The organism is Enemella evansiae, from assembly GCF_002250705.1.
Lineage (GTDB): Bacteria > Actinomycetota > Actinomycetes > Propionibacteriales > Propionibacteriaceae > Enemella > Enemella evansiae.
On record NZ_NMVP01000036.1, the window covers coordinates 109,506 to 130,519 of the forward strand.

Genomic DNA, 21,014 nt, shown 5'->3' on the forward strand with positions numbered 1-21,014 from the left:
TCCTCTCGTATCGGGTTGCGCGTGCCGGGGTTCGGGTCAGCGGCTGACCCCGTACATCTCCGAGCTGGGCGGGTAGCTCGGCAACTGCGGCTTCCTGGTGCCGATGATCACGCAGAACAGGGCGTCGGTGTCTCCGACGTTGGACAGGCTGCGGGGCACCCCGGCCGGGACCACGATCAGGTCGCGATAGCCGAGTCGCCGGGTCGCCTTCTTGTGACCGTCTTCGACATCGTGGACCGAGACGTCGAGCTCGCCCTCCAGCACGAAGAAGGCCTCCTCGACATCGTGGTGGGTGTGCTCGGGGCCGACCGCGCCGGCGGGGAGCCGCATGTTGGAGAAGGTGAAATGCTCCGAAGGGATGATCCGATTGTCGTCATCGAAGTTTCCGGTGGCGCCGGAACCGAGGTAGCGGATCTGGGCACGGCGGAAACGGTCACCCCCGGCATCGGCCTGGAAACCCAACGCGTCCCAGTCCTCGAACCGGGTCTCCCGGGTGGCGATGCAGGAGTCGATCAGCTGCTCCAGGTCCTGGCCGCTGGCGTTCCTGGTCTCGGTCTGTTCGGTCATGATTGATTCCTCTCTGTTGTCGTGCGGATTCGAAGGCGGGGAGTCAGCCGGCGTCACTGGCGCGCGCCTGGTCCGCCGCCCAGGGCAGCGGCTCCCCCGAGGTGTCGATGAAGATCGACTTCTGATGCATGTAGGAGCGAATGCCCTCACGCCCTTTCTCGACGCCGAGCCCGCTCGCGTGCCGGCCCGAGAAGGGTGTCGAGATCGAGAACTGCTTGTAGGTGTTGACAAAGACGGTGCCCGCCTGGATCCGGCGGGCGATTCGCCAGGCCCGTCGGTAGTCACTGGTCCAGATCCCACTGGCCAGTCCGAAGATCGTGTCGTTGGCCTGTCGCACCAGGTCCTCCTCGTCGTCGAAGGTGAGCAGCACCGCCACCGGACCGAAGATCTCCTCCTGGCAGATCCAGTCCGAATTCTTCACGTCAGTGAGGATTGTGGGCAGATAGTACGCCCCCGCAGCCAGCTCGGGATCGCTCGGCGGGGCGCCGCCGACGAGCAGTCGGGCCCCGTCGTCGACGGCCCGCTGCACCATCTCCGCGACCCGGTCGCGGTGGCTGTGGGTGATCAGTGGCGCGACCTGGGTGCGCGGGTCGGAACCGGGGCCCACGGTCAGCTGCGCGGTCGCTTCGGCGAGCCGGCGTACCAGCTCCTCCTCGACCCCGCGCTGCACGAAGATCCGGGAACCGGCGATGCAACTCTGCCCGCTGGAGGAGAAGATGCCGTAGAGCAGGCCGGCCACCGCCTGGGTCAGGTCGGCATCCTCGAAGACGATCGTCGGCGACTTGCCACCGAGCTCGAGGGTGACCGGCATCAGCTTCTGCGCGGCCACTCCGGCCAGGTGTCGGCCGGTGTCGGTGCCACCGGTGAAGCTGACCTTGCTGATCTGCGGATGGGCGACCAGTGCCTCACCGACGGTCCGCCCCGGGCCGGGCAGCACCGAGAGCAGACCGGTCGGCAACCCGGCGGCCTCGGCGATCCGGGCGAGCTGGAGGGTGACCCAGGGCGCCCAGACGGGTGGCTTCGCCACCACCGCATTGCCGGCGGCCAGTGCGGGAGCGATCTTCTGAGCATCGGAGGCGATCGGTGAGTTCCATGGGGTGATCGCGCCGACCACACCCATCGGTTCCCAGGTGGAGAGCGTGAGCGCCGATCCTCGGCGGGGAGTGATCGCTTCCTCCAGGGTCTCCAGAGCGGCGGCAACGTAGCGGAAGGTGCCGGCGGCGCTGCGGGCCAGTGCCGTGGTCTCGGACAGGGTCTTGCCCGTGTCCATGGTCTGCAGGGCGCCGATCTCGGCGCTGTGCTCATCGATGGCATCACCGATCCGGCGCAACACCAGTGCCCGTTCATGCGGCAGTTTCTCGGCCCAGCCGGACGCCGACACCGCCCGCAACCCAGCGGTGACGGCCTCGTCCACATCCTCGGGCGTCGCGGCCGTCAGGGTGGCGAAGACGCTGCCCGTCGCCGGATTGACCGACTCGATCACCGGACCCGTGCCGCGTCGCCAGTGGCCGCCGACCAGGATCTCATCGCGAAGCAGTTCCGCGGCCATGGCGTGACCCGCAACCCGCGGTCGCCCGCCATTCATGGTGGCGGTGACAAGCTCGGTGTCCATCGCATCTGCCTCGCTTTCGTCGATGGAATAAGTCTGAGCGCTAAGATATTTTTCGTCAAGGCTTTTCGTCATGCTTCTTGCCGTTCCTTCACAACACCGGTGGCGGGGAGGCGGTCAGCGCGGCGACCGTGTGCAGCACCGAGTAGGGCGTGATGGCACTGCTGCGCGGATTGCGCGCACTGGGTCGGTGCCGCATCTCGAAGGTGTACTCGCCGAGGGGCCCGACCGCTTCGATCCGGTGCGTGCTCGAGGTCGCATCGGGGTCGGCGCACAGCTCGACCGTGAGCTGCTGCGGACCACCGATCGCCAGGGCCACACCGGCCACGATATTGAGCGAGTCGGGAAACAACCGGACGGCCTCGACCGGCGTACCGGCAAAGACCTGGACAGGCCGTTGCGCACCGGTGATGGCGCGGACCTGGTCGGCCGGCATCCAATCCCGGACCAGCGTGGCCGGACGCTTGGTGGTATGCATCAGCACCCTCTCGAAGGGGGCTGCGCGGCGGGCGGAGGCCAGCAGATCCAGACCACCGACGGCCCCGTGGGTGGCGTGCACGCGACCGGGACCGAGCGCGGCCAGCCGACCGGCCAGGCGAGGATCCAGACAGGCCCCCACCGAGGTGACGAGCAGGTCGACCCCCGAGCCGACGACCTGATCGATGACCTGGTGCACCACCGGTTGCCCGGCACACTCCACAACCAGATCCGCATCACCCAGTGCCGCGGTCAGGTCGAGCTGTGGCGCGGGTGGGTCGGCCACCGGCGAGCGGCTCACGACGGCGCCCAGTGCGGCACCGGGTACCGCACCGGCGGCCAACTCGGCCGCCACCACCGAGCCGATCACCCCGTGACCGAGCACCACCACGCGCATTGGCTGGTTCATGCCGGTTCGGCCTCGGCCGACCCCTGGCTGAGCTGGGTATGGCGCAGCAGCTGCGTCACATGGCCGCGGATCTCGACGAACCGTGGATCGGTCTTCGTCGTGAAATGATTACGCGGATGCGGCAGGTCGACCTCGATCGTCTCGGCAACCACGCTCGGCGGGGTGGAGAGGACGATGATGTGATCGGCGAGGTACACCGATTCATCGATGTCATGGGTGACGACCAGCACCGTGATTCCCAACTGTCGTTGGATTCTCAGCAGCAGATCCTCCAGGTCAGCCCGGGTCTGGGCATCCACCGAGGCGTACGGCTCATCCATCAGCAGGAGCTTCGGCCGGGAGGCCAGTGCGCGGGCGATCGCGACGCGCTGCTGCATGCCGCCCGACATCTGCCAGGGATACAGCTTCTCCCGTCCGGACAGTCCGACGGCTTCGATCGCCTCCGTGACGCGCTGGTCACGCTCGGCGACCGGCAACCCGGACAGCGGGAAGGCGATGTTCTTGTCCACCCGCAGCCACGGATACAGCGACCGCGAATAGTCCTGGAACACCATCGCGAGACCGGCCGGTACACCATTGACCGGTGCCCCCTCGAAGGTGACCGTGCCCTCGGTGGGGCTGTCCAGTCCGCTGATGATTCGTAGCAGGGTCGACTTGCCGCAGCCGGACGGGCCGACGATCACACTGACCTGATGGGCCGGGACGGAACAGCTGATGTTCCGCACCGCCAGATTGTCACCGTAGCGTTTGGAAACCTGCTGCAGCTGGAGTTCTGGCTGTTCCACCGCGATCGGCGCGGAGGTCTGGTCATTCGATTGGGTCATGGTTGTCTCAGTCATTCTGTTCCGTCGCTCCTCGATGCCAGGCGAGCACCCGGCGTTCGATCAACAAGAAGATGCAGTTCATCGCCACGCCGAGCGCCGCCAGCACGATCAGGACCGCCCAGAAACCGGAGTAGTCGAAGTTGCGCTGGGTGGAGATGAGCAGGTAGCCCAAGCCATTCTCGGACTTCTGCAGTTCGGAGATGATCATCAGGATCAGGGACATCGCCATCGCGGTACGGATTCCGGCGAAGATCTTGGGGGCCGCACCGGGCAGCACGATGTGACTCAGCACCAGCCGTGCCGGAATCCGGAAGATGGCTGCCGCCTGGGCCCTGGTCTCCCCCACCGACTGGACGCCGTCGATGGTGTTGAACAGGATCGGCCAGACCACGCTGAACGCGATCAGGAAGATCTTCGGCGCATCCCCGATTCCGAACAGGAAGAAGAAGACGCCGAGCAGAGCCGGGCTCGGCAGCGATCGGCCGAGATGGATCAACGGCTGGAACAGCGCAGCGAGCAGGGGGAAGATGCCGAGCAGGACCCCCACCCCGACACCGATCGCGATGGCGAGCCCCAGACCGGCCAGGGCGCGGCCCACGCTGGGGAAGAAGTGGGTCCAAGTGGCTTCACCCAGGAAGAACTGTCGCGGGTCGGCGCTGAGGAACATCTCTGCACACCTGGCGAAAGCATCCATCGGAGTCGGCACGAACAATCCACCCGCCTCGGACTGCGAGAGGGCGTACCAACCGAGCAGAATCACGATCGGCACCACCAACCGCAGCCCGATCCGCGTGATCAGCGGAACCCCGCGACGACGCCGACCTCGAGCCGCCGACTCCCCCGACGTCTGCACCGCGGCCCGATCCGCATCCGCCTCGGTCTCGGCGATCGATCCGACCTCGTGGTCGACCGTGACTTCTTCATGATTGAGTGAGGTCACTGGGCCAGTCCCTTCTTCCAACCGAAGACTCCGTTGTCCAGGGCGGCCATCAGCAGGCTCACCGCCACCCCCAGCAGGCCGGCAACCAGGGTGGCGGCGTACACCAGGTCCAGATTCGCGGCATTGGCACTGTTCTGCAGGATGTAGCCACCGATCCCGGTGCCGGAACCGATCAGCAGTTCCGCCGACACAGCGACGATCAGACCGATCGAGGCGGCGATCCGGATGCCGGTGAACGCGAAGGGCAGGGCCGAGGGCAGCGTGACCCGGCGCAGGATTCCCAACTCGGAGATCCCGAACGATCGTGCGGTCTGCACCGCGGTGCTGTCGGTGGAGCGGACGCCGTACATGGTGTTCAGCAGGATCGGCCAGACGCAGGCGAGTGCGACGGTGATCGACAGCGGCAGCATTCCCGAACCGAGCAGCAGCACCAGGATCGGGCCGAGGGCGATCGAGGGCAGCACCCGGAAGCACTCCACCGGAAGTTCGAAGGCGATCAGCACCATCCGGCTGGCCCCCATCGCCGCGCCGAGCAGGACACCCGCGACCGCGGCCAGCAACAGGCCCAGCATCCATTCGGCGATGGTGAATCCGACAGCCGACCAGAACTCGGCGTCCGACATCAGCACCCCCGTGCCGCCGAGCACCTGACTGGGGATCGGCAGACCCGGTTTGGAGATCACGGTACGCAGCAGCAGCTCGGTCACCGCGGTGGTTCCGAGCACACCGACCACCCCGAGCACGATCTGGCGATTGCGGTTGTACGGCGCGTGCAGCAGATTCATCATGGCCCCTTTCGGCGATCGGGCGGGATCAGACCGCGGGCTGCCAGGCGTGGTCCTCAGCCTTGTAGTCGGGCTTGACCAGACCCTGCTGCTTGAGGATCTCGACAGCCTTGGCGTAGTCAGCGGACTGGAAGGAGTCGTAGTACTTGGGCAACGGCATGTTCTTCGCCACCGCGGGATCGAGTTTGGCCACACCGGGCAGCCATTCCCGCTGAGCGGACTCGTTGGCCTTCAGGTCGGCTCCGGCCGCATACATCGCCCGAGCGAAGGCAGCGGTGCTGCCGGGGTTCGACCTGATGAACTTCTCACTGGCCACGTAGTCGGAGCCGGCCAGCCCACGATTGGGCCCCTCGGTCAGATCGGCGATCTGACGCAGACCGGCGTTGCGAGCCGCGGAGGCGAAAGGCTCGGGCAGGTAACCGGCCTCGATGGATCCCGCCTGCACACCCTTGACCATCTCGGGGAAGGGCACCTCCACCCAGTTGGGCTTGACGTCGAGCCCCTTGGATCGAGCCAGGTTGTTGAAGGTGATATCACCCATGTTCTTGGTGGTGTTGATCCCGAGGCTTCTGCCGTTCAGGTCGGCCATCGATCGGATCGGGGAATCGGGGTTGACGAAGACTCCCAACCCGTTGTCGGCGAGCGCACTGGTCAGCACCACGGTCTTGATCGGTAGCCCCGAGTTGGCTGCCATCGAGGTGCCGAACGGAGTCGAGTTGGTCATGTCCAGCTCTCCCGAGGCGACCTTCTGGATACCGACCGGCCCACCCTGCACCGCGACGATCTCCACATTGAGGCCCTCCTTGGCGAAGAAGCCCTTGTCCTTGGCCCAGTAGAGCGCGGCATAGTCGGCCAGCGGCAACGAACCGACCTTCAGATCGGTCTTCTCGGGCTTCCCGTCCCCGCCGGCCGAAGCCGTGCCCGACCCGCCGCACCCGGTGAGTGCCAGCGACAGCACCGCCACCCCGGCCACCACCATGGACGTCAACTTCTTCATCGGAGTCCTCCACCGCCAGGGAGCGCGAGGCGGCCCGTGGCCCCATTACCTTTGCGCTCAACATTTTTGTTGCAAGCTATTTTGAACACGGGGTCGCCCGAGGGTCAAGGTCTGCCGAAGAATTTCTGGGCCTCGGATCCGAGCCAGGGGTTGACGGCACTCCGCGAGGAGTGTTCATATTTGGCTATACCTTTCATCTTTGAACAGCCCGATCGGAGCAGATCAATGCGGATCGCGATCAACGGCGCCGGTATCGGCGGCCTCACCCTGGCCCTGGCACTCAATCGGCTGGGCCTCACCAGCACGGTGTTCGAGCAGGCTCGAGCCTTCACCCGGGTCGGAGCGGACATCAACCTCACCCCGAATGCGGTGCGCGCGCTGGACCAGTTGGGCATCGGTGAGCAACTGCGCCAGACCGCGGCCAGGCCCGCCTTCCGGATCAGCAGGGACGGTCGCACCGGCGAGGAGACGTCACGCCTACCGATGTCAGAAGCAGCGGAACAGACCTACGGCGCACCCCAGCTCACCCTGCACCGCGGTGATCTGATGACCGTGCTCGAGGACGCAGTCGGCGCATCGGGTTCCACCGAGATCTCGCTCGGGCATCGCCTCGTCGACCTTCGATCGCAGGATTCCCTTCAGACATTGGATTTCGCTGACGGCAGCAGTGCGGAGGCGGATGTCACCGTGGGTGCTGACGGCATCCATTCAGCCGTGCGTACCACCCTCCTCGGTGCGGAGCATCCCACCTTCACGGGCGTGGTGGCGTATCGCGCGGTGGTACCGATCGATCGACTCGCGGGGTTGCCGGACCTGGACTGCTTCACCAAGTGGTGGGGCACCGACCCGGCCGTGCAGATCGTGACCTTCCCGCTGGGTCGTGGCGAGCTGTTCATCTTCGCCACCGTGCCGCGGTCCAGCTGGTCGGAGGAGTCCTGGACCACTCCCGGTCGGATCGAGGAGCTGCGCGAGGCGTACGCCGCCTTCCACCCGCAGGCGCGGGCCCTTCTGGACGCCTGCGATGAGGTGCTGACCTCGGCACTGCACGTCCGCGATCCCCTGCCCTGTTGGGGAACTGAGCGGGTCACCCTGCTCGGGGACGCCGCCCATCCGATGATGCCGTTCATGGCACAGGGCGCCGGCCAGGCGATCGAGGACGCAGTGGTCCTGGCCAGGACACTGGCCAGGTTCGAACCGGCCGAAGCGCTGCACCGCTACCAGGCAGCACGAAGAGAGCGCACCGCGAGAATCCAGTTGGGGTCCCGTGGCAACGCCTGGCTGCGGGAGGGCGGCAACGCCGACTGGGTGTATGGCTATGACGCGTGGGAGGTGGCGGTGTGAGCGACCAGCTGGTGACCCCGGTGCTGCGGGCACTGGACCTGTTGGACTGGCTGGCGGCCGGTGGCAATACCGACAACCTGAGCGAGGCGTCCCGCGAGACCGGAATCAGTCGGGCCACCCTGGGCCGACTCCTGGACACCTTCCACACCGCCGGGGTGCTGGCCCCGAGTCCGGCCGGCACCCGCTTCGGCGGCCGGATGCTGCGCCTCGCGGCGGCCGTGATCGGCGATGGCGATCTCACCGGCGCCGCAGCGGTGACGCTACCCTCGGTCGCCGCCGACCTGGGGTTGTCCACCTATCTGGTCATCCTGGACGGTGAGGACGCGGTGTATCTGCAGCAGCACCTCCCCGATGCCCCACTGGTCAGCAATATCGGCGTCGGCAGCCGGGTTCCCGCTGTCCAGGTGGCACCCGGGCGCATCCTGCTGGGGATGGCGGAGGAAGTCGCCTGGAGCCGGTCGGGTCTGGAGTCGGGCGTCGGCGCCGCGGCCATCGGCATCCGGCATCGCGGTGAGTTCGTGGGCGCCATCAGCGTGGCCGGTCCGCAAGCAGGGGTGGACGCTGTTGCCGATCGGATCGAACCAGTGCTTCTGGTTGCAGCGCAGGACATCAGCGCACGTTTGGGATGATTCGATGGTTCCGGATTCTTCACCATGGAATCTCGGAACGGGTCACACCCTGCCGCGCAGGCGCTATAACACCGGAAACCCTGTCAGCTAAGGGATTCGCGCGATCCAGAGACCGGAATCACAGTTTTCATCACCCAGTAGACTGCCCACCCAGACACCCCGGAATCCCCCGGGCCGCCCTCCAGAGAAGGATTCCCTACCATGGCATCGAATCCCGAGAAGGACGCCGTGAGCGACGACAGGACCAAGCCCACCCGCACCGACAGGTCGGGTGTCGCGACCGACCAGTCGGCGACCGCCGGCACCACCGACAGCACGAGATCCGACACCCCCGCGGGAGCGTCCCGGGTCGGCGCCGCGAGCGGTGCCTCCGATAGGACGGCACCGCAGACCAGCCGGTCGACCGAACAACTCCGTGACGACAGCTGGGACCGCCGCCAGGCATTCACCGAACTCGAACTGACCCGGGCGAACAACCGCCGAACCACCGATCTCGGGATCCTGGTGCTGCGGGTGGCCGCCCTGCTGGTGCTGACCCACGGGCTCAGCAAGCTCGGCAACTTCTCCGGCTTCCGCAACACCGTGGCCCAGACCACGATCGGTGCGCCCGCACCGGATCTGGTCGCCCTGCTGCAGATCGCGGCCGAGGTCGCCCTGCCGATCGCTCTGTTCCTCGGCATCCTGACCCGCATCTCCGGCCTGCTGCTGGCGATCAGCATGACCACGGTCTGGCTGCTGATGCACCTGCTGCCGAACCTGAGCACCCCACTGACCAGCTCGGGTGGCCTGCAGGGTGAACCGGCGCTGCTCTTCGCGCTCATCGGACTCACCCTGTTCTTCACCGGCGGCGGCCGGTTCTCCGTCGATCGGTTGGTGCTCGGCAAGCGCCTCCAGGACCGTGCGGAACGACGCGCCGAGAAGCGCGCCTGAGCGCACCCGCAGCGGGACCTGACCGCCGCACACGACGATCGCCCCGGACCGCATCGGCCCGGGGCGATCGCCTGTCTGGACGGGAAAGGCTCAGACGTCGTCGCGGTAGACCTCGCGGGTCCGCGTGGACCGCGGGCGGTTCATCACGAGCTCCAGCAGCAGCCACACGGCCCCGGCACCGGCGGCGATCCAGCCGATCATCACCAGGTCCACCCCGCTGATCGAATCCCGGATGGCCAGCGCCAGCACCAGACCGATGACGATCAGGGCGATCGGACCGCCCAATCGAGCAGCACGCATGTCGCACACTCCTTTCGCGGGCAGGACAGCCCAGAGGCCCTGATTGTAGACATGACGACCCGCGGAACGCCCGGAAGCGCGCGGAGCACCGATCGCTACGATGGTGCCGCGCATCGGTCGGGACGAGCCCCGGCCGGAGGTCAGGGCAGGAGCGACGACGGAACGGATGACGACCACGGACTGGAGCGCGACGACAGCCGAGCATCCCGATCGGAACGGGCAGGTGGTGTGCATCGGGGAATCGATGACCCTGCTCACCCCGCCGGCCGGGCAGTCGCTGATCGAGGCCACCGAGACCGAACTGCACGTCGCCGGCGCCGAGGGGAATGTCGCCTGCGGGTTGGCCCACCTCGGCATCGGCACCCAGTGGCTCAGCCGGATCGGCGCCGACCCCCTGGGCCAACGCATCCTGGACTTCTATGGCTCCCGCGGCGTCGGCCTCGACCATGTCGACGTCGACCCCGAGCGACCCACCGGCGTGATGTTCAAGGACCGCGTCGGTGAGCGCAGCAGCGTCCTCTACTACCGCAGGGGTTCCGCGGCCAGCGCCCTCAACCCCGAGATGCTGCCGGGCCTGGGCGAACCAGCCTTGATCCACCTGAGCGGCATCAACGCCGTGCTCTCCAATCAGATGGCCGACCTGGCCGCGACCGTGGTCATCGACCGGGCACTGCCCGATGCGCTGGTCAGCTTCGATGTGAACCACCGCCCCGGCCTGTGGCCCGCCGAGGAGGCCGCCGCGCCGCTGCGTCGCCTCGCCAACGCGGCCGACGTGGTGCTGGTCGGCCTCGACGAGGCGGAACGACTCTGGGGCAGCGGCACCGCCGAGGACGTCCGCGCCGCCCTGCCCGACGCCGGCATCATCGTGGTCAAGGACGCCGACCGCGGCGCCTGGCACCTGGCGGGCGAGGAGACCGTGTTCCAGCCCGCGCTGCCGCTGCGGGTGGTCGACGTGGTCGGCGCCGGGGACGCCTTCGCGGCCGGTTATCTGGCGGCCCTGCTCTCCGGGCGTACGCCCGCCGCGCGGCTCCGGCTGGGCCACCTGCTGGCCGCGCTGACCATCCAGTCCACCGCGGACACGCCGCCATTGCCGGATGCCCGGGTGCTCTGGGAACTGGCGGACGCCGAGGACGGCTGGGACCAGATCGTGATCGACCCGCGTGCACTCGATGACGCGGAAATCCTGCGAGGAAAGGAAATCCGGTGACCACCCTGGACGAGCTCTTCGAGAATCAGCCGATCATGGCGATCCTCCGCAATATGGACCCCGAGCGCAGCGTCCGGCTCAGCCGGACCGCCTGGCAGCTGGGCATCTCGATGGTCGAGGTGCCGATCCAGACCCCCGACGCCGTGCCGTCGCTGGAGGCGGTGCTGGCCGCCGGCCGCGAGCAGGGCCGCCCGGTCGGCGCCGGTACGGTCACCTCGGTCGACCAGGTCGAGCTGTGCGAGGAACTCGGCGTCGCCTTCACCGTCGCCCCCGGACTGGACGCCGACGTCGTCGCGGCCTCCGAACGGGTCGGCGTACCCCACCTGCCGGGTGTGGCGACCGCGACCGAGGTGCAGCACGCCGTCCGGTTGGGGCTGACCTGGCTGAAGGCGTTCCCGGCAAGCCTGCTGGGCAAGGATTTCTTCCCGGCGATGCGCGGGCCGTTCCCGCAGGTGAACTTCGTCGCCACCGGTGGGATGAGCGCCCGCAATGCCGGTGAGTTCCTGGCGGCGGGGGTGCGCTGCGTGGCGGTCGGTTCTGCCCTGGAGGACGAGCAGCAGCTCCCATTGCTGGCCGAGCTGATCGGCCGCTGAGCTAGTCCTCCGGCTTCTCCGCGCGGCGGCGCCGCGACCGGCGCTCCACCCGGCGGATCAACGAGGCCAACTGGGTCCGGGTCATGGTGACCGTGCCGTCGCCGTGCACGGGCAGCCGCCAGTCCCGCCAGTGCGCGAGCGCGGCAAGGCCGGCACCGGCGAGCGCCGAGACGATCATCGTCGGCGCCACCGGCAGGCCGGCCAGCTGACCGCCGACCGCCAGCGCCGCCGCGAGCAGCGCCGGGATGGCGTACAATCGATTGCCGCCGAACACCTCCGGCACGTTGCCGACGGCGATGTCGCGGATCATCCCGCCGCCGATCGCGGAGGTGATGCCCAGGCACATCGACGGCAACCAGCCCAGCCCGGCCTGCAACGATTTGGTGGCACCGGTCACCGCCCAGATGCCCAGCACCAGCGCATCCGCGATCGGGAACGCGCGCCGCCACAACCGGTCCGGAATCCGCAACAGGTACGCCACCGCGGCGCCGGCGAGCGCGCAGAGCAGGTAGCTCTGATCGGTGAGTGCAACCGGCCGCCCGGCCTGCAGCAGCGTGTCGCGGATCATCCCGCCACCGAGCCCGGAAATGATGCCGAGCACGGCGAAACCGGTGATGTCGAAGCGCCGCTGCCGGGCGATCAGGCCACCCAGGATGCCGTTCAGCGCGACACCGACCAGGTCGATGATGCGGAACGCCAGCGCGAGCTCGTCGGACACCGGTCAGTTGTAGCACGCGGCGCCGTGGCAGGATGAGCCCAACCAGGAGGAGGCCCGGATGCCGACCTACGAGTTCCGCTGCCCCACCCACGGCCCGTTCGAGGCGCTGCTGCCGATCGCCCGGTCCAGGGGTCCGGCTCCCTGCGTCGAATGCGGCGCGGAGGGCGTACGCCTGCTCAGCGCCCCGCGACTGAATCTCGGCGACTCGACCGCCCGCCGGCTCCTCGATGCGACCGCCCGATCGGCCAGCGATCCGGCTGTCGTCTCCGCTCCGCCCGGGCGACCCGCGGCCCGCCCGCGTACCGCGCCCGACCCGCAGACCGCACGGCTCCCCCGGCCCTGACCGACCCCGCACACCGATCAAAGGAGATCCCGATGCCCGACGTGGTGTTCCCGCTCGACTCGACCAAGAGCTTCACCGACCAGAAGTTGATCGGCCACAACCGCTGGCACCCCGACATTCCTGCCCAGGTTCGGGTCAGGCCCGGTGACACCTTCCGCGTCGACTGCCGGGAGTGGTTCGACGGCGCGATCCACAACGACGACTCGGCCGAGGACATCCTCAACGCACCGCTGAACAGCGTGCACGTGCTCTCCGGCCCGATCGCGGTGGAGGGCGCGAAGCCCGGTGACCTGCTGATCGTCGACATCGTCGACCTCGGCCCGATCCCGCAGGAGGACCGCGGACCGCTCGCCGGTCAGGGCTGGGGTTACACCGGCATCTTCGCCCGGGAGAACGGCGGCGGGTTCCTCACCGACCAGTTTCCCGATGCCTACAAGGTGATCTGGGATTTCCAGGGTCAGACCGCGACCTCCCGGCACGTTCCCGGGGTGTCCTTCACCGGCATCGTGCACCCGGGCCTGATGGGCACCGCGCCCTCGGCGGAGCTGCTGGACCGTTGGAACGGCCGGGAGCGCGCGCTGATCGCCACCGACCCGGAGCGGGTGCCGCCGCTGGCATTGCCGCCGGAACCGCAGGACGCGATCCTGGGCAGTCTCCCGAAGGGCGAGTACGCCCGCGTCGCCGGTGAGGCGGCGCGGACCGCGCCGCCGCGGGAGAACGGCGGCAACCAGGACATCAAGAACCTCACCAAGGGAACTCGGATCTTCTATCCCGTCTACGTCGATGGTGCGAATCTGTCGGTCGGTGACCTGCACTTCAGCCAGGGTGATGGTGAGATCACCTTCTGCGGGGCGATCGAGATGGGCGGCTTCATCGATCTGCACGTCGACCTGATCCGCGGCGGCATGGAGACCTACGGTGTCGGGGAGAACGCGATCTTCATGCCCGGCAACACCGACCCGCAGTACAGCCAGTGGCTGGCGTTCTCGGGCACCAGCGTCACCCTGGACGGCGAGCAGCGCTACCTCGATTCGCACCTGTCCTACCAGCGGGCCTGTCTGCATGCGATCGACTATCTGACGAAGTTCGGCTACACCCCCGAGCAGGCATACATGATCCTCGGTGCGGCACCCATCGAGGGCCGGCTCTCCGGTGTGGTGGACATCCCGAACTCCTGCTCCACGGTCTATCTGCCGACCGCGATCTTCGACTTCGACATCCGCCCCTCGGCCGACGGCCCGCACCAGATCGACCCGGGGCAGGGCGTACCGCGCGCTTCCTTCCAGGATTGAGATCGCGGCGCCCCGATCCGATCGCGCAAGATCGGAGAAGCGACCGGATCGGCTTTCCGCCACGATCGCACCATGACTACTGAGACCACTGAACAGCTTGCCACCACGCGTACCATCACCGCCTCCGCCGAGGACATCTTCGCCGTCCTCGCCGACCCGGGCCAGCACGGCGCCATCGACGGCACCGGCTGGGTCGGGGCCCAACGCTCGGCCGGCACCCTGCACGCCGTCGGCGACGTCTTCGAGATGGACATGTATCACGTGAACGCCGGTGGGGCGTACGTGATGCGCAACCAGGTGATCGCGTTGGACCGGCCGCGCACGATCGGTTGGCTGCCGATCGGCCAGGGCCCCGACGGCCAATGGGCGCCCGGGGGCTGGATCTGGCGCTACGATCTCGAGCCGGTCGAGGGCGGTACGCAGGTGACGCTCACCTATGACTGGTCGCAGGTGCCGCAGTTCCTGCGCGATCAGATCCCGTTCCCGCCGTTCCCGATCAGCCATCTGGAGAACTCGCTGGCCAACCTGGAGCGGCTCGTCACCCGCTGACCCGGGTGCGCGGTCCGTGCCACAATGGCCGGGTGACCGATTCGAGCATCCACGCACACATCGACGACCTCATCGCCGAGGAGAAGACCCTGCGGGAGCGGCTGGCCAAGGGTGAGATCTCCGTCGAGGAGGAGAACGCCCGACTGTCCACCGTCGAGGCCGACCTGGACCGCTGCTGGGACCTGCTGCGCCAGCGCGACGCGCTGCGCGAGTTCGGCAAGAACCCTGACGAGGCCCAGGTGCGTTCGGCGAAGACCGTCGAGGGCTACCAGAGCTGACCCTTCGCGGCCTCCGGCAGGTTTCAGCCGCTCGTCACGTCTGAGTAACCCGGGAGTCATCCGCGGCTGACTGAATGGTCGGACCACCCAACGCCCCATTGGAGGTCCGCATGTCGCTCGACCGTCTGCCCTCACTGTCCCGCCGCGGATTCCTCGGCCTCGGCGCCGGCGCGGCCGCCGTCCTGGCCGTGGGAAACGCGCCCTCGGCGTACGCCGACCCACTGAAGCAGGAACTGTTCACCCTCGGCGTCGCCTCCGGTGATCCGCGCCCCGACTCGGTGGTGCTGTGGACCCGGCTCGCCGCCGCGCCGCTGGCCCTCGACGGTCTGGGCGGGATGCCCGACCGGAAGATCCCCGTGCACTGGCAGGTCGCCGAGGACGAGCGGTTCGCCCGCGTGGTCCGCCAGGGCACTGAGCTCGCCACCCGCGACTGGGCCCACTCGGTGCATGCCGAGGTGACCGGGCTCCGCCCGGACCGGGAATACTTCTATCGCTTCCGCGTCCAGGGCCAGCAGTTCAGCCCGATCGGCCGGACCCGTACCGCGCCGGCCGAGGGGGCGGACAACTCGGCCTTCACCTTCGGCTTCACCTCCTGCTCGAACCTGCCGGCCGGTTACTTCACCGCCTACCGGCACATGGCCGAGGACAACCTGGCGCTGATCGTGCATCTCGGCGACTACCTCTACGAGGGCGAGGGCAGGAGCGCGCTGCCCGGCCGCTCACACTCCTCCGGTGCGGAGATGTTCACCCTCGGTGACTACCGCGCGCGCTACTCGCAGTACAAGACCGATCCGGATCTGCAGGCCGCCCACGCGGCGGCGGCCTGGGTGCACGTCAACGACGATCACGAGGTGGAGAACAACTGGGCCGGTGACTATTCCCAGCCCGACAACGAGCCCGATCAGGATCCGGCCGTGTTCCGGCAGCGTCGCGCTGCGGCGTACAAGGCGATGTATGAGAACCTGCCCTACCGTCCCAGCTCGACCCCGCAGGGCCCGGACATGCAGGTCTATCGGCAGCTGCGGTTCGGTCGGCTGCTGGATCTCGACATGCTGGACACCCGGCAGTTCCGCTCGCGGCAGTTGCAGGGTTGTGTCGGTGACTGCACCGCCCGCTGGGACGACTCGCGGACGATGCTGGGCAGCCGGCAGCACGAGTGGCTGCTGGACAAGCTCGGCACCAGTCAGGCGCAGTGGAAGGTGCTCGGCAACCAGTTGATCACCTTCGATGCCGACAGCGTCGCCGGGCCGGGGCAGGACTTCAGCGAGGACAACTGGAACGGGTACGCCGCAGCGCGCCAGTCGCTCTATCAGGGCATCGTGGACCGGGGTGTGGACAACCTGGTGATCGTCACCGGTGATGCCCACCGCAATGCCGCCTCCGACCTGAAACTCAAGTTCTATGAGGAGTCCTCGCCGACGATCGGTGCAGAGTTCCTCGGCACCTCGATCAGCTCCGGCGGCGATGGCTCCGACAGCGACGCCCGCGGCCGCTTGTGGCTGGCGGAGAATCCGCACATCAAGTTCGCCAATGCCCAGCGCGGTTACCAGCGGGTGCGGGTGTCGAAGGAGCAGTTGCTGGTCGACTACCGCGTGGTGGACTACGTGACCCGACCCGGTGCACCGATCCGGGACCGTGCGACGCTCACCGTCCGTGACGGCCGCCCGGGGATCGCCGACGTGGCCGGCTGACGGTCGCCAGATAGCTGGTCAGCATCACCACCACCTCGTCGATCAGTCGGCGCATCTGTTCGGGGCGCCCGTGGCCGACGAAGCGGTGGGTGAGCGATTCGATGGTGGCCGTCACGATCCGCGCCGCGAGCTCGGGATCGTCGACGGTCACCGTCGGGTCGGTGCGCAACCGGTCGGCCACCCGCTCGATCGCCTGCATCTCGACGCGGTGGAAGCGGTCCAGCAGGTCGGGCGGACGGGGTGCCTCGTCGAAGATCACCCTGTGCAGGCGGGGATTGCGGGCGTGCAGGGTGTGCACGGCCTCGGCGAGCGCGGTCAGCCAGTCCTCCAGTGTCGCGTCGGCACCCAGTGCCTGGTCGATGACACGTTCGGATTCCGCGAGGTGTTCCTGCGCGAGGGCCAGCAGGATCGCGTCCTTGTTGCCGAAGTACTGGTAGAGCGATCCGATCGACAGGTGGGCCTGCTCCGCGATCCGATCGGTGGTGCCCGCGGCGTACCCGTGCTCAGCGAAAACGCGAGCCGCAGCGGCGAGGATCCGTTCCCGAGTTCGCCGGGATCGCTGCTGGCGTGGGTTTTTCCTGGGTTCCAGGGCCTTCTTCGGTGTCGTCATCGTCACCCCTGAACGCGAGTATTCAAATGCGAGGAATCCCTCGTATTCTAGTCATCTCCGACGAACGAGGTGACTGACGATGGGATCGAACACCGCACCGGCGGCACCCGCCGCATCCGCACCACCCGGTCGCCTGGTCCGGGGCGCACCGTTCCTGCTGCCCTATCTGGTCTATGTGACGCACACCCTGGAGGAACTCCCGGGTTCGCCGCCTGGGCGACGAAGTTCTTCGGCCCGGAGTCCACCGGGACCTTCGCGACCTATCACATTCCGTTGATACTGCTCGTGCTGCTGGCGTCGGTGCAGGCGATCCGAACCGGTCGGCGGGTGTGGATCGTGCTGGCCACGGCGTTCCAGTGGCAGTTCGGTATGAATGCGTTGTTCCATCTGAGCACCTGGATCGTGCTCGGTGATTACTCCCCCGGTGCGGTGACCGCGGCCGTGGTCTCGATCCCGGCGACGGTGTTCTTCCTGTGCTGGGTACGCCGGGAGCAGCGCGCGACCGGTCGAGAGCTCGCACTGGCCATCGCGATCGGTACCGCGATCGCCGGCCTGGCGATCGGGTTCCTGTTCCTGTGACGCCTGTCGCGGATTGGGACGATCACTCCGGATCGTGGCGCACGCGGCGGTGGTGGGGTAGACACTGCGCATGATGCAACGCATTCACAGCGGCCGACGTCGCCCGCTCCGGAGCCGGCGACTCATCACCCTGGCCGGCGCGGCGCTCGTGCTCAGCGCATGCACGGCCAATCCGAGCGGTGACGCACCGACCACGGCCCCGCCCTTCCGCCGGACCGGGAGCGCCCGCCGCGGCCGGCAGGCTGCAAGCGATCAAGCAAGCCGGTGCGCTGCGAATCTGCACCACCGGTGACTATCGTCCCTTCAGTTACCTCGATCCGGGGACCCGGCAGTTCAGCGGGATCGATATCGACATGGCCAAGGACCTGGCGAAACGGCTCAAGGTCGCCCCGATGATCGTGCAGACCAGTTGGAGCACCCTGATGCCGGATTTCCTTGCCAAGTGCGATATCGGGGTGGGTGGGATCTCGATCTCACTGGAACGGGCCGAGCAGGCGGCGTACAGCAGCGCGACCCTGACCGAGGGCAAGACGCCGATCACCCGCTGTGAGAACGTGGAGAAGTTCGACACGGTGGCGGAGATCAACCAGCCGAACGTCCGCTCGATCACCCCGATCGGCGGGACCAATGAGAAGTTCGCCGCGGCCAACTATCCGCAGGGCCAGATCATCAGATTCGCCGACAACAACAAGATCTTCGACGAGATCCTGGCGGGCCGGGCCGATGTGATGACCACCGACGCCTCGGAGACCAAGTGGGTCGCGAACACCAAACCGGGTCTGTGCGCGGTGCACCCCGATCAGCCGTTCGACTTCTCGCAGAAGGCCTATCTGCTGCCCCAGGGCGACGTGGCCTTCAAGCAGTACGTCGATCAGTGGCTGGTGATCGCCGAGAAGGACGGCACCCTGGCGGCCGCCACCAAACCCTGGTACGGCTGAGTCGTCGGCCGTTCAGGGTCAGCTCGCCGCGACGAGCTGATCGAGGAACTGCTGCGCGGCCTTGGTGTTCTTGCGTCCATCCATCAGGGCCTTCGGGGAACCCGGTGAGTTGTCGTAGTCGATCACGACGCTGGTGCCGGCGCCGTTCTCCGAGAGGGTCAGGGCGAGTGCGGTGCCCCAGTTGAACGCGGTGCGCTTGGTGGTCACCTCGTAGCGCTCACGGTCGGGGCTCACCGCTCCCAGATGGTGACCCTGCTCCGAGACCACCTTCTCGATCGTGGCCCGGACGGTATCGGCACTGGTGGAGAAGTCCTGCTCGAGTCGTCCGTTGGATGCGAAGATGCCCATGACTTCCTTGCCTGCTTGATAACGCGGGACAGGAGTCTATCGGGCGGCCGGTTCACCGAACCGGGGACGGCGGGCCACCTCAGTCGTCGTCGGAGCCCGAGGCGCGGAGCTGCTGGCGGCGGGCCATCAGCGCGATCACCCGGGCGACGATGACGGCGAGATAGAGCATTCCGGCGATCTGCTCGATCGCGACCACGGCGCGGGCCTGCGGCCGGATCGGGATGATGTCGGACAACCCGGTACTGGTCAGGATGGTGATGGACAGGAACAGCAGTTCCATCCAGGTGCGCGGGTTCTCGGCGTTGGTCGCCGCGGAGAAGGACATCGGCCAGATCACCTGCAGCGCCTGATAGGCGTACGCGAATCCCCAGGCGAAGACGGTGAAGGTGGCACCGGTGGCCAGCACCTCATCGAGGCTCACATCGGTGTCGAAGAACATGTACCGGATCAGCGCGTACCCGGTGTAGAAGTAGAAGGCCGCCTGCAGCGTGGATGCGGCCACGATCAGCCAGGGGTCGTGGACGACGATCTCCAGGATGGTGAGCACCAGGACCGGACCGCCGAGCAGCACCGAGACCCAGGTCAACGCCGGCGTGGAACGTACCGCGGCGACCGCGACGGCGACCACGACGATGCCGATCAGGTTCACCACCAGCCGCCCGGTGCCGAGATCGTCCAGGAACGGGTAGACCAGCAGGGCCACGATCTGCAGCAGCAGCAGGGCACCACACGGGTTGGCCCGGAAGAAGGCGAGCAGCTTCATGGCATCGAGACGATAGCCCGTCCCCGGGCACTGCCCCACTGGGTGCCCCCACTGGGACTCGAACCCAGGACCCGCGGATTAAAAGTCCGCTGCTCTAACCAACTGAGCTATAGGGGCGTGCACAGGGTAGCCGAGGAGGGCGTACGCGGGGCAACACGGATTCGGTCGACGTGGTTCAGCCCGATGCGCCCCTGCGGAATTTGCGGCTCGATGTGCGAACCGGTCGATCTGGGCCGGTTTCCGAGATCGAGCCGCAATTTCGGCGGCCCATCGGTGCGATGGCGTCCGTCTTCCGGCCGGGTAGCTGGCTGCGGTCCATCCCGACACGCCCCGCGCCGCCTTGCTTCGCTGCGGCACCGCGCGGCTGCTCGATGAACGTCACGGGCTGCGGCACCGCGCGGCTACTCGATGAGCGTCAGCGGACCTGTTCGGTGGGGACGCGCCAGGTGTTGCAGCCGGAATACCACGGCCCGGTCATGCCGGCGCGGGCCCAGGTCCGCCGGGCTTCCGGCGTGCCGTGGGTGGACGCCCAGTCCGCGGGCCAGCGAGCCAGCGAATCCAGGTCGCGCTGCCGGACCTCGCGCGGGCGCTGGATCGGGCTCCAGGAGCCGGCGACCAGGGCACCGGCCATGCAGGTGGCCTGCAACTCGATCCGGCGGCCGAAGGCCTCCTCGCCGGCATACCGCGACGAGGCGCTCACCCAGATCCCCGAGATCGCCTGCAGGTGGTGGGCGTACTCGTGCGCGATCAGGAACTCATCGGCGCTCGGGTCCTCGTCGAACTCCTCGGGCGGCGGCAGCCGATAGGTGATCGTCTGATTCACCGCGCAGTAGACCGCCCCCCAGTCGGCGTGCTGGGTGGTCGGACAGACCATGATCGGATCCCGCCCCTCGACCACCAGCCGAGGGATGGTTCCCACCTGCCGCCGCATCCGCCCCATCGGGCCGTCGTGCAGGGTCGCCAGGCAACGCACCAGCGACTCCAGGTAGGCCACTCGCTCACCCCGCGGGACGCGGTCGCGCCGCTCGAACCGCCAGCAGGTGAAGCCGTCGGGGAACTGCCAGCGGTAGAGCAGGTTCCGGGTCGCGGACCGGTCCGGATCCCAGCTCCGGGTCCGCGTCGGTGTCGGGGTCGGCGTCTGCGGCTGCTGGATCTGCGCCGGAGGCGTCGGCGGATCGAGCCGCCGGGCGTACGCCTGGACACCCGCAGCAACCAGCCCGGCAACGAGCACGAACGCCAGCAGGAACTGCCACCAGCGCGAACCGCTGCCCAGCTCCAGTTGCTCGGTGCGTCCCAT

General features: G+C 67.9%; 25 protein-coding genes and 1 tRNA gene. 12 read left to right on the forward strand and 14 right to left on the reverse strand.

The window, feature by feature from the left end; translation table 11 throughout:
* Positions 1 to 36 precede the first annotated feature (36 nt).
* From BI335_RS18610 to BI335_RS18640, 7 genes are all read right to left on the reverse strand, one after another.
* Positions 37 to 567: a cupin domain-containing protein gene (locus tag BI335_RS18610; RefSeq protein ID WP_094359413.1), complete on the reverse strand. Its 531-nt coding sequence runs from the start codon at positions 565 to 567 to the stop codon at positions 37 to 39.
* A 43-nt stretch (positions 568 to 610) separates the two neighbouring features.
* On the reverse strand, positions 611 to 2,116 hold the full coding sequence (locus BI335_RS18615; protein WP_094432874.1) for an aldehyde dehydrogenase: 1,506 nt from the start codon (positions 2,114 to 2,116) through the stop codon (positions 611 to 613).
* Between the two features lie 151 nt (positions 2,117 to 2,267).
* Positions 2,268 to 3,062: an aspartate dehydrogenase domain-containing protein gene (locus BI335_RS18620; RefSeq protein ID WP_094404673.1), complete on the reverse strand. Its 795-nt coding sequence runs from the start codon at positions 3,060 to 3,062 to the stop codon at positions 2,268 to 2,270.
* On the reverse strand, positions 3,059 to 3,886 hold the full coding sequence (locus BI335_RS18625) for an ABC transporter ATP-binding protein (RefSeq protein WP_094432753.1): 828 nt from the start codon (positions 3,884 to 3,886) through the stop codon (positions 3,059 to 3,061). Before BI335_RS18625 ends, BI335_RS18620 begins: the two co-directional genes overlap by 4 nt.
* 7 nt (positions 3,887 to 3,893) lie before the next feature.
* The gene (locus tag BI335_RS18630) at positions 3,894 to 4,826 is read right to left on the reverse strand and encodes an ABC transporter permease (protein WP_229117663.1); all 933 of its coding nucleotides are present in this window, start codon (positions 4,824 to 4,826) and stop codon (positions 3,894 to 3,896) included.
* Complete coding sequence (locus BI335_RS18635; RefSeq protein WP_094404736.1) at positions 4,823 to 5,611, reverse strand: ABC transporter permease; 789 nt, start codon at positions 5,609 to 5,611, stop codon at positions 4,823 to 4,825. Before BI335_RS18635 ends, BI335_RS18630 begins: the two co-directional genes overlap by 4 nt.
* A gap of 28 nt (positions 5,612 to 5,639) precedes the next feature.
* Positions 5,640 to 6,608 carry an ABC transporter substrate-binding protein gene (locus BI335_RS18640; protein ID WP_094404670.1) on the reverse strand — a complete coding sequence of 323 codons (969 nt, stop codon included), beginning with the start codon at positions 6,606 to 6,608 and terminating at the stop codon, positions 5,640 to 5,642.
* Between the two features lie 225 nt (positions 6,609 to 6,833).
* On the opposite strand from BI335_RS18640, the gene BI335_RS18645 reads away from it, so the two are divergent.
* The 3 genes from BI335_RS18645 (at position 6,834) to BI335_RS18655 (ending at position 9,508) form a co-directional block, all read left to right on the forward strand.
* Entirely contained in the window at positions 6,834 to 7,949 is a 1,116-nt protein-coding gene (locus BI335_RS18645; protein ID WP_094404668.1) for an FAD-dependent monooxygenase, read from the forward strand.
* Positions 7,946 to 8,578, forward strand: coding sequence for an IclR family transcriptional regulator (locus BI335_RS18650; RefSeq protein ID WP_172421954.1), 633 nt, complete (start codon positions 7,946 to 7,948; stop codon positions 8,576 to 8,578). Before BI335_RS18645 ends, BI335_RS18650 begins: the two co-directional genes overlap by 4 nt.
* A gap of 201 nt (positions 8,579 to 8,779) precedes the next feature.
* Positions 8,780 to 9,508: a DoxX family protein gene (locus BI335_RS18655; protein ID WP_094404664.1), complete on the forward strand. Its 729-nt coding sequence runs from the start codon at positions 8,780 to 8,782 to the stop codon at positions 9,506 to 9,508.
* Positions 9,509 to 9,598: 90 nt separating this feature from the next.
* On the opposite strand, the gene BI335_RS18660 is transcribed toward BI335_RS18655, so the two are convergent.
* Positions 9,599 to 9,808 (reverse strand): DUF6458 family protein, encoded by a 210-nt coding sequence (locus BI335_RS18660; protein ID WP_094404663.1) that lies wholly within the window; start codon positions 9,806 to 9,808, stop codon positions 9,599 to 9,601.
* 166 nt (positions 9,809 to 9,974) lie between these two features.
* On the opposite strand from BI335_RS18660, the gene BI335_RS18665 reads away from it, so the two are divergent.
* Both BI335_RS18665 and BI335_RS18670 read left to right on the forward strand, forming a co-directional pair.
* On the forward strand, positions 9,975 to 11,015 hold the full coding sequence (locus BI335_RS18665; protein WP_094432755.1) for a sugar kinase: 1,041 nt from the start codon (positions 9,975 to 9,977) through the stop codon (positions 11,013 to 11,015).
* On the forward strand, positions 11,012 to 11,608 hold the full coding sequence (locus BI335_RS18670; protein WP_094432757.1) for a bifunctional 4-hydroxy-2-oxoglutarate aldolase/2-dehydro-3-deoxy-phosphogluconate aldolase: 597 nt from the start codon (positions 11,012 to 11,014) through the stop codon (positions 11,606 to 11,608). Before BI335_RS18665 ends, BI335_RS18670 begins: the two co-directional genes overlap by 4 nt.
* Position 11,609: 1 nt before the next feature.
* Here BI335_RS18670 and BI335_RS18675 read toward each other — a convergent pair whose 3' ends face one another.
* Positions 11,610 to 12,326 (reverse strand): trimeric intracellular cation channel family protein, encoded by a 717-nt coding sequence (locus BI335_RS18675; protein WP_094432759.1) that lies wholly within the window; start codon positions 12,324 to 12,326, stop codon positions 11,610 to 11,612.
* A gap of 58 nt (positions 12,327 to 12,384) precedes the next feature.
* Between BI335_RS18675 and BI335_RS18680 the strand changes: the two genes are divergently transcribed.
* The 5 genes from BI335_RS18680 to BI335_RS18700 all read left to right on the forward strand — a co-directional run bounded on the left by BI335_RS18680 (position 12,385) and on the right by BI335_RS18700 (position 16,479).
* Positions 12,385 to 12,669, forward strand: coding sequence for a zinc ribbon domain-containing protein (locus tag BI335_RS18680; RefSeq protein ID WP_094432762.1), 285 nt, complete (start codon positions 12,385 to 12,387; stop codon positions 12,667 to 12,669).
* A 32-nt stretch (positions 12,670 to 12,701) separates the two neighbouring features.
* Positions 12,702 to 13,961 (forward strand): formamidase, encoded by a 1,260-nt coding sequence (gene fmdA / locus BI335_RS18685; protein WP_094404660.1) that lies wholly within the window; start codon positions 12,702 to 12,704, stop codon positions 13,959 to 13,961.
* A 72-nt stretch (positions 13,962 to 14,033) separates the two neighbouring features.
* The gene (locus tag BI335_RS18690; RefSeq protein ID WP_094404658.1) at positions 14,034 to 14,510 is read left to right on the forward strand and encodes an SRPBCC family protein; all 477 of its coding nucleotides are present in this window, start codon (positions 14,034 to 14,036) and stop codon (positions 14,508 to 14,510) included.
* 32 nt (positions 14,511 to 14,542) lie between these two features.
* Positions 14,543 to 14,788, forward strand: coding sequence for a DUF2630 family protein (locus BI335_RS18695; RefSeq protein ID WP_094360037.1), 246 nt, complete (start codon positions 14,543 to 14,545; stop codon positions 14,786 to 14,788).
* A 110-nt stretch (positions 14,789 to 14,898) separates the two neighbouring features.
* Positions 14,899 to 16,479 carry an alkaline phosphatase D family protein gene (locus BI335_RS18700; protein ID WP_094404656.1) on the forward strand — a complete coding sequence of 527 codons (1,581 nt, stop codon included), beginning with the start codon at positions 14,899 to 14,901 and terminating at the stop codon, positions 16,477 to 16,479.
* Here the strand turns inward: BI335_RS18700 and BI335_RS18705 are convergent.
* Entirely contained in the window at positions 16,433 to 17,089 is a 657-nt protein-coding gene (locus BI335_RS18705; protein WP_094360035.1) for a TetR/AcrR family transcriptional regulator, read from the reverse strand. The genes BI335_RS18700 and BI335_RS18705 overlap by 47 nt on opposite strands.
* 273 nt (positions 17,090 to 17,362) lie before the next feature.
* Between BI335_RS18705 and BI335_RS21640 the strand changes: the two genes are divergently transcribed.
* Together BI335_RS21640 and BI335_RS18715 are read left to right on the forward strand one after the other, a co-directional pair.
* Positions 17,363 to 17,668 (forward strand): HXXEE domain-containing protein, encoded by a 306-nt coding sequence (locus BI335_RS21640; protein WP_172421956.1) that lies wholly within the window; start codon positions 17,363 to 17,365, stop codon positions 17,666 to 17,668.
* Between the two features lie 179 nt (positions 17,669 to 17,847).
* Positions 17,848 to 18,606 (forward strand): transporter substrate-binding domain-containing protein, encoded by a 759-nt coding sequence (locus tag BI335_RS18715; RefSeq protein ID WP_208109289.1) that lies wholly within the window; start codon positions 17,848 to 17,850, stop codon positions 18,604 to 18,606.
* Positions 18,607 to 18,624: 18 nt separating this feature from the next.
* Here BI335_RS18715 and BI335_RS18720 read toward each other — a convergent pair whose 3' ends face one another.
* The 4 genes from BI335_RS18720 to BI335_RS18735 form a co-directional block, all read right to left on the reverse strand.
* Entirely contained in the window at positions 18,625 to 18,954 is a 330-nt protein-coding gene (locus BI335_RS18720; RefSeq protein ID WP_094404650.1) for a hypothetical protein, read from the reverse strand.
* Between the two features lie 79 nt (positions 18,955 to 19,033).
* Positions 19,034 to 19,717: an ion channel gene (locus BI335_RS18725; RefSeq protein ID WP_094359382.1), complete on the reverse strand. Its 684-nt coding sequence runs from the start codon at positions 19,715 to 19,717 to the stop codon at positions 19,034 to 19,036.
* 43 nt (positions 19,718 to 19,760) lie between these two features.
* Positions 19,761 to 19,834, reverse strand: a tRNA-Lys gene (locus BI335_RS18730).
* A gap of 298 nt (positions 19,835 to 20,132) precedes the next feature.
* The gene (locus BI335_RS18735) at positions 20,133 to 21,014 is read right to left on the reverse strand and encodes a neutral zinc metallopeptidase (RefSeq protein ID WP_094404647.1); all 882 of its coding nucleotides are present in this window, start codon (positions 21,012 to 21,014) and stop codon (positions 20,133 to 20,135) included.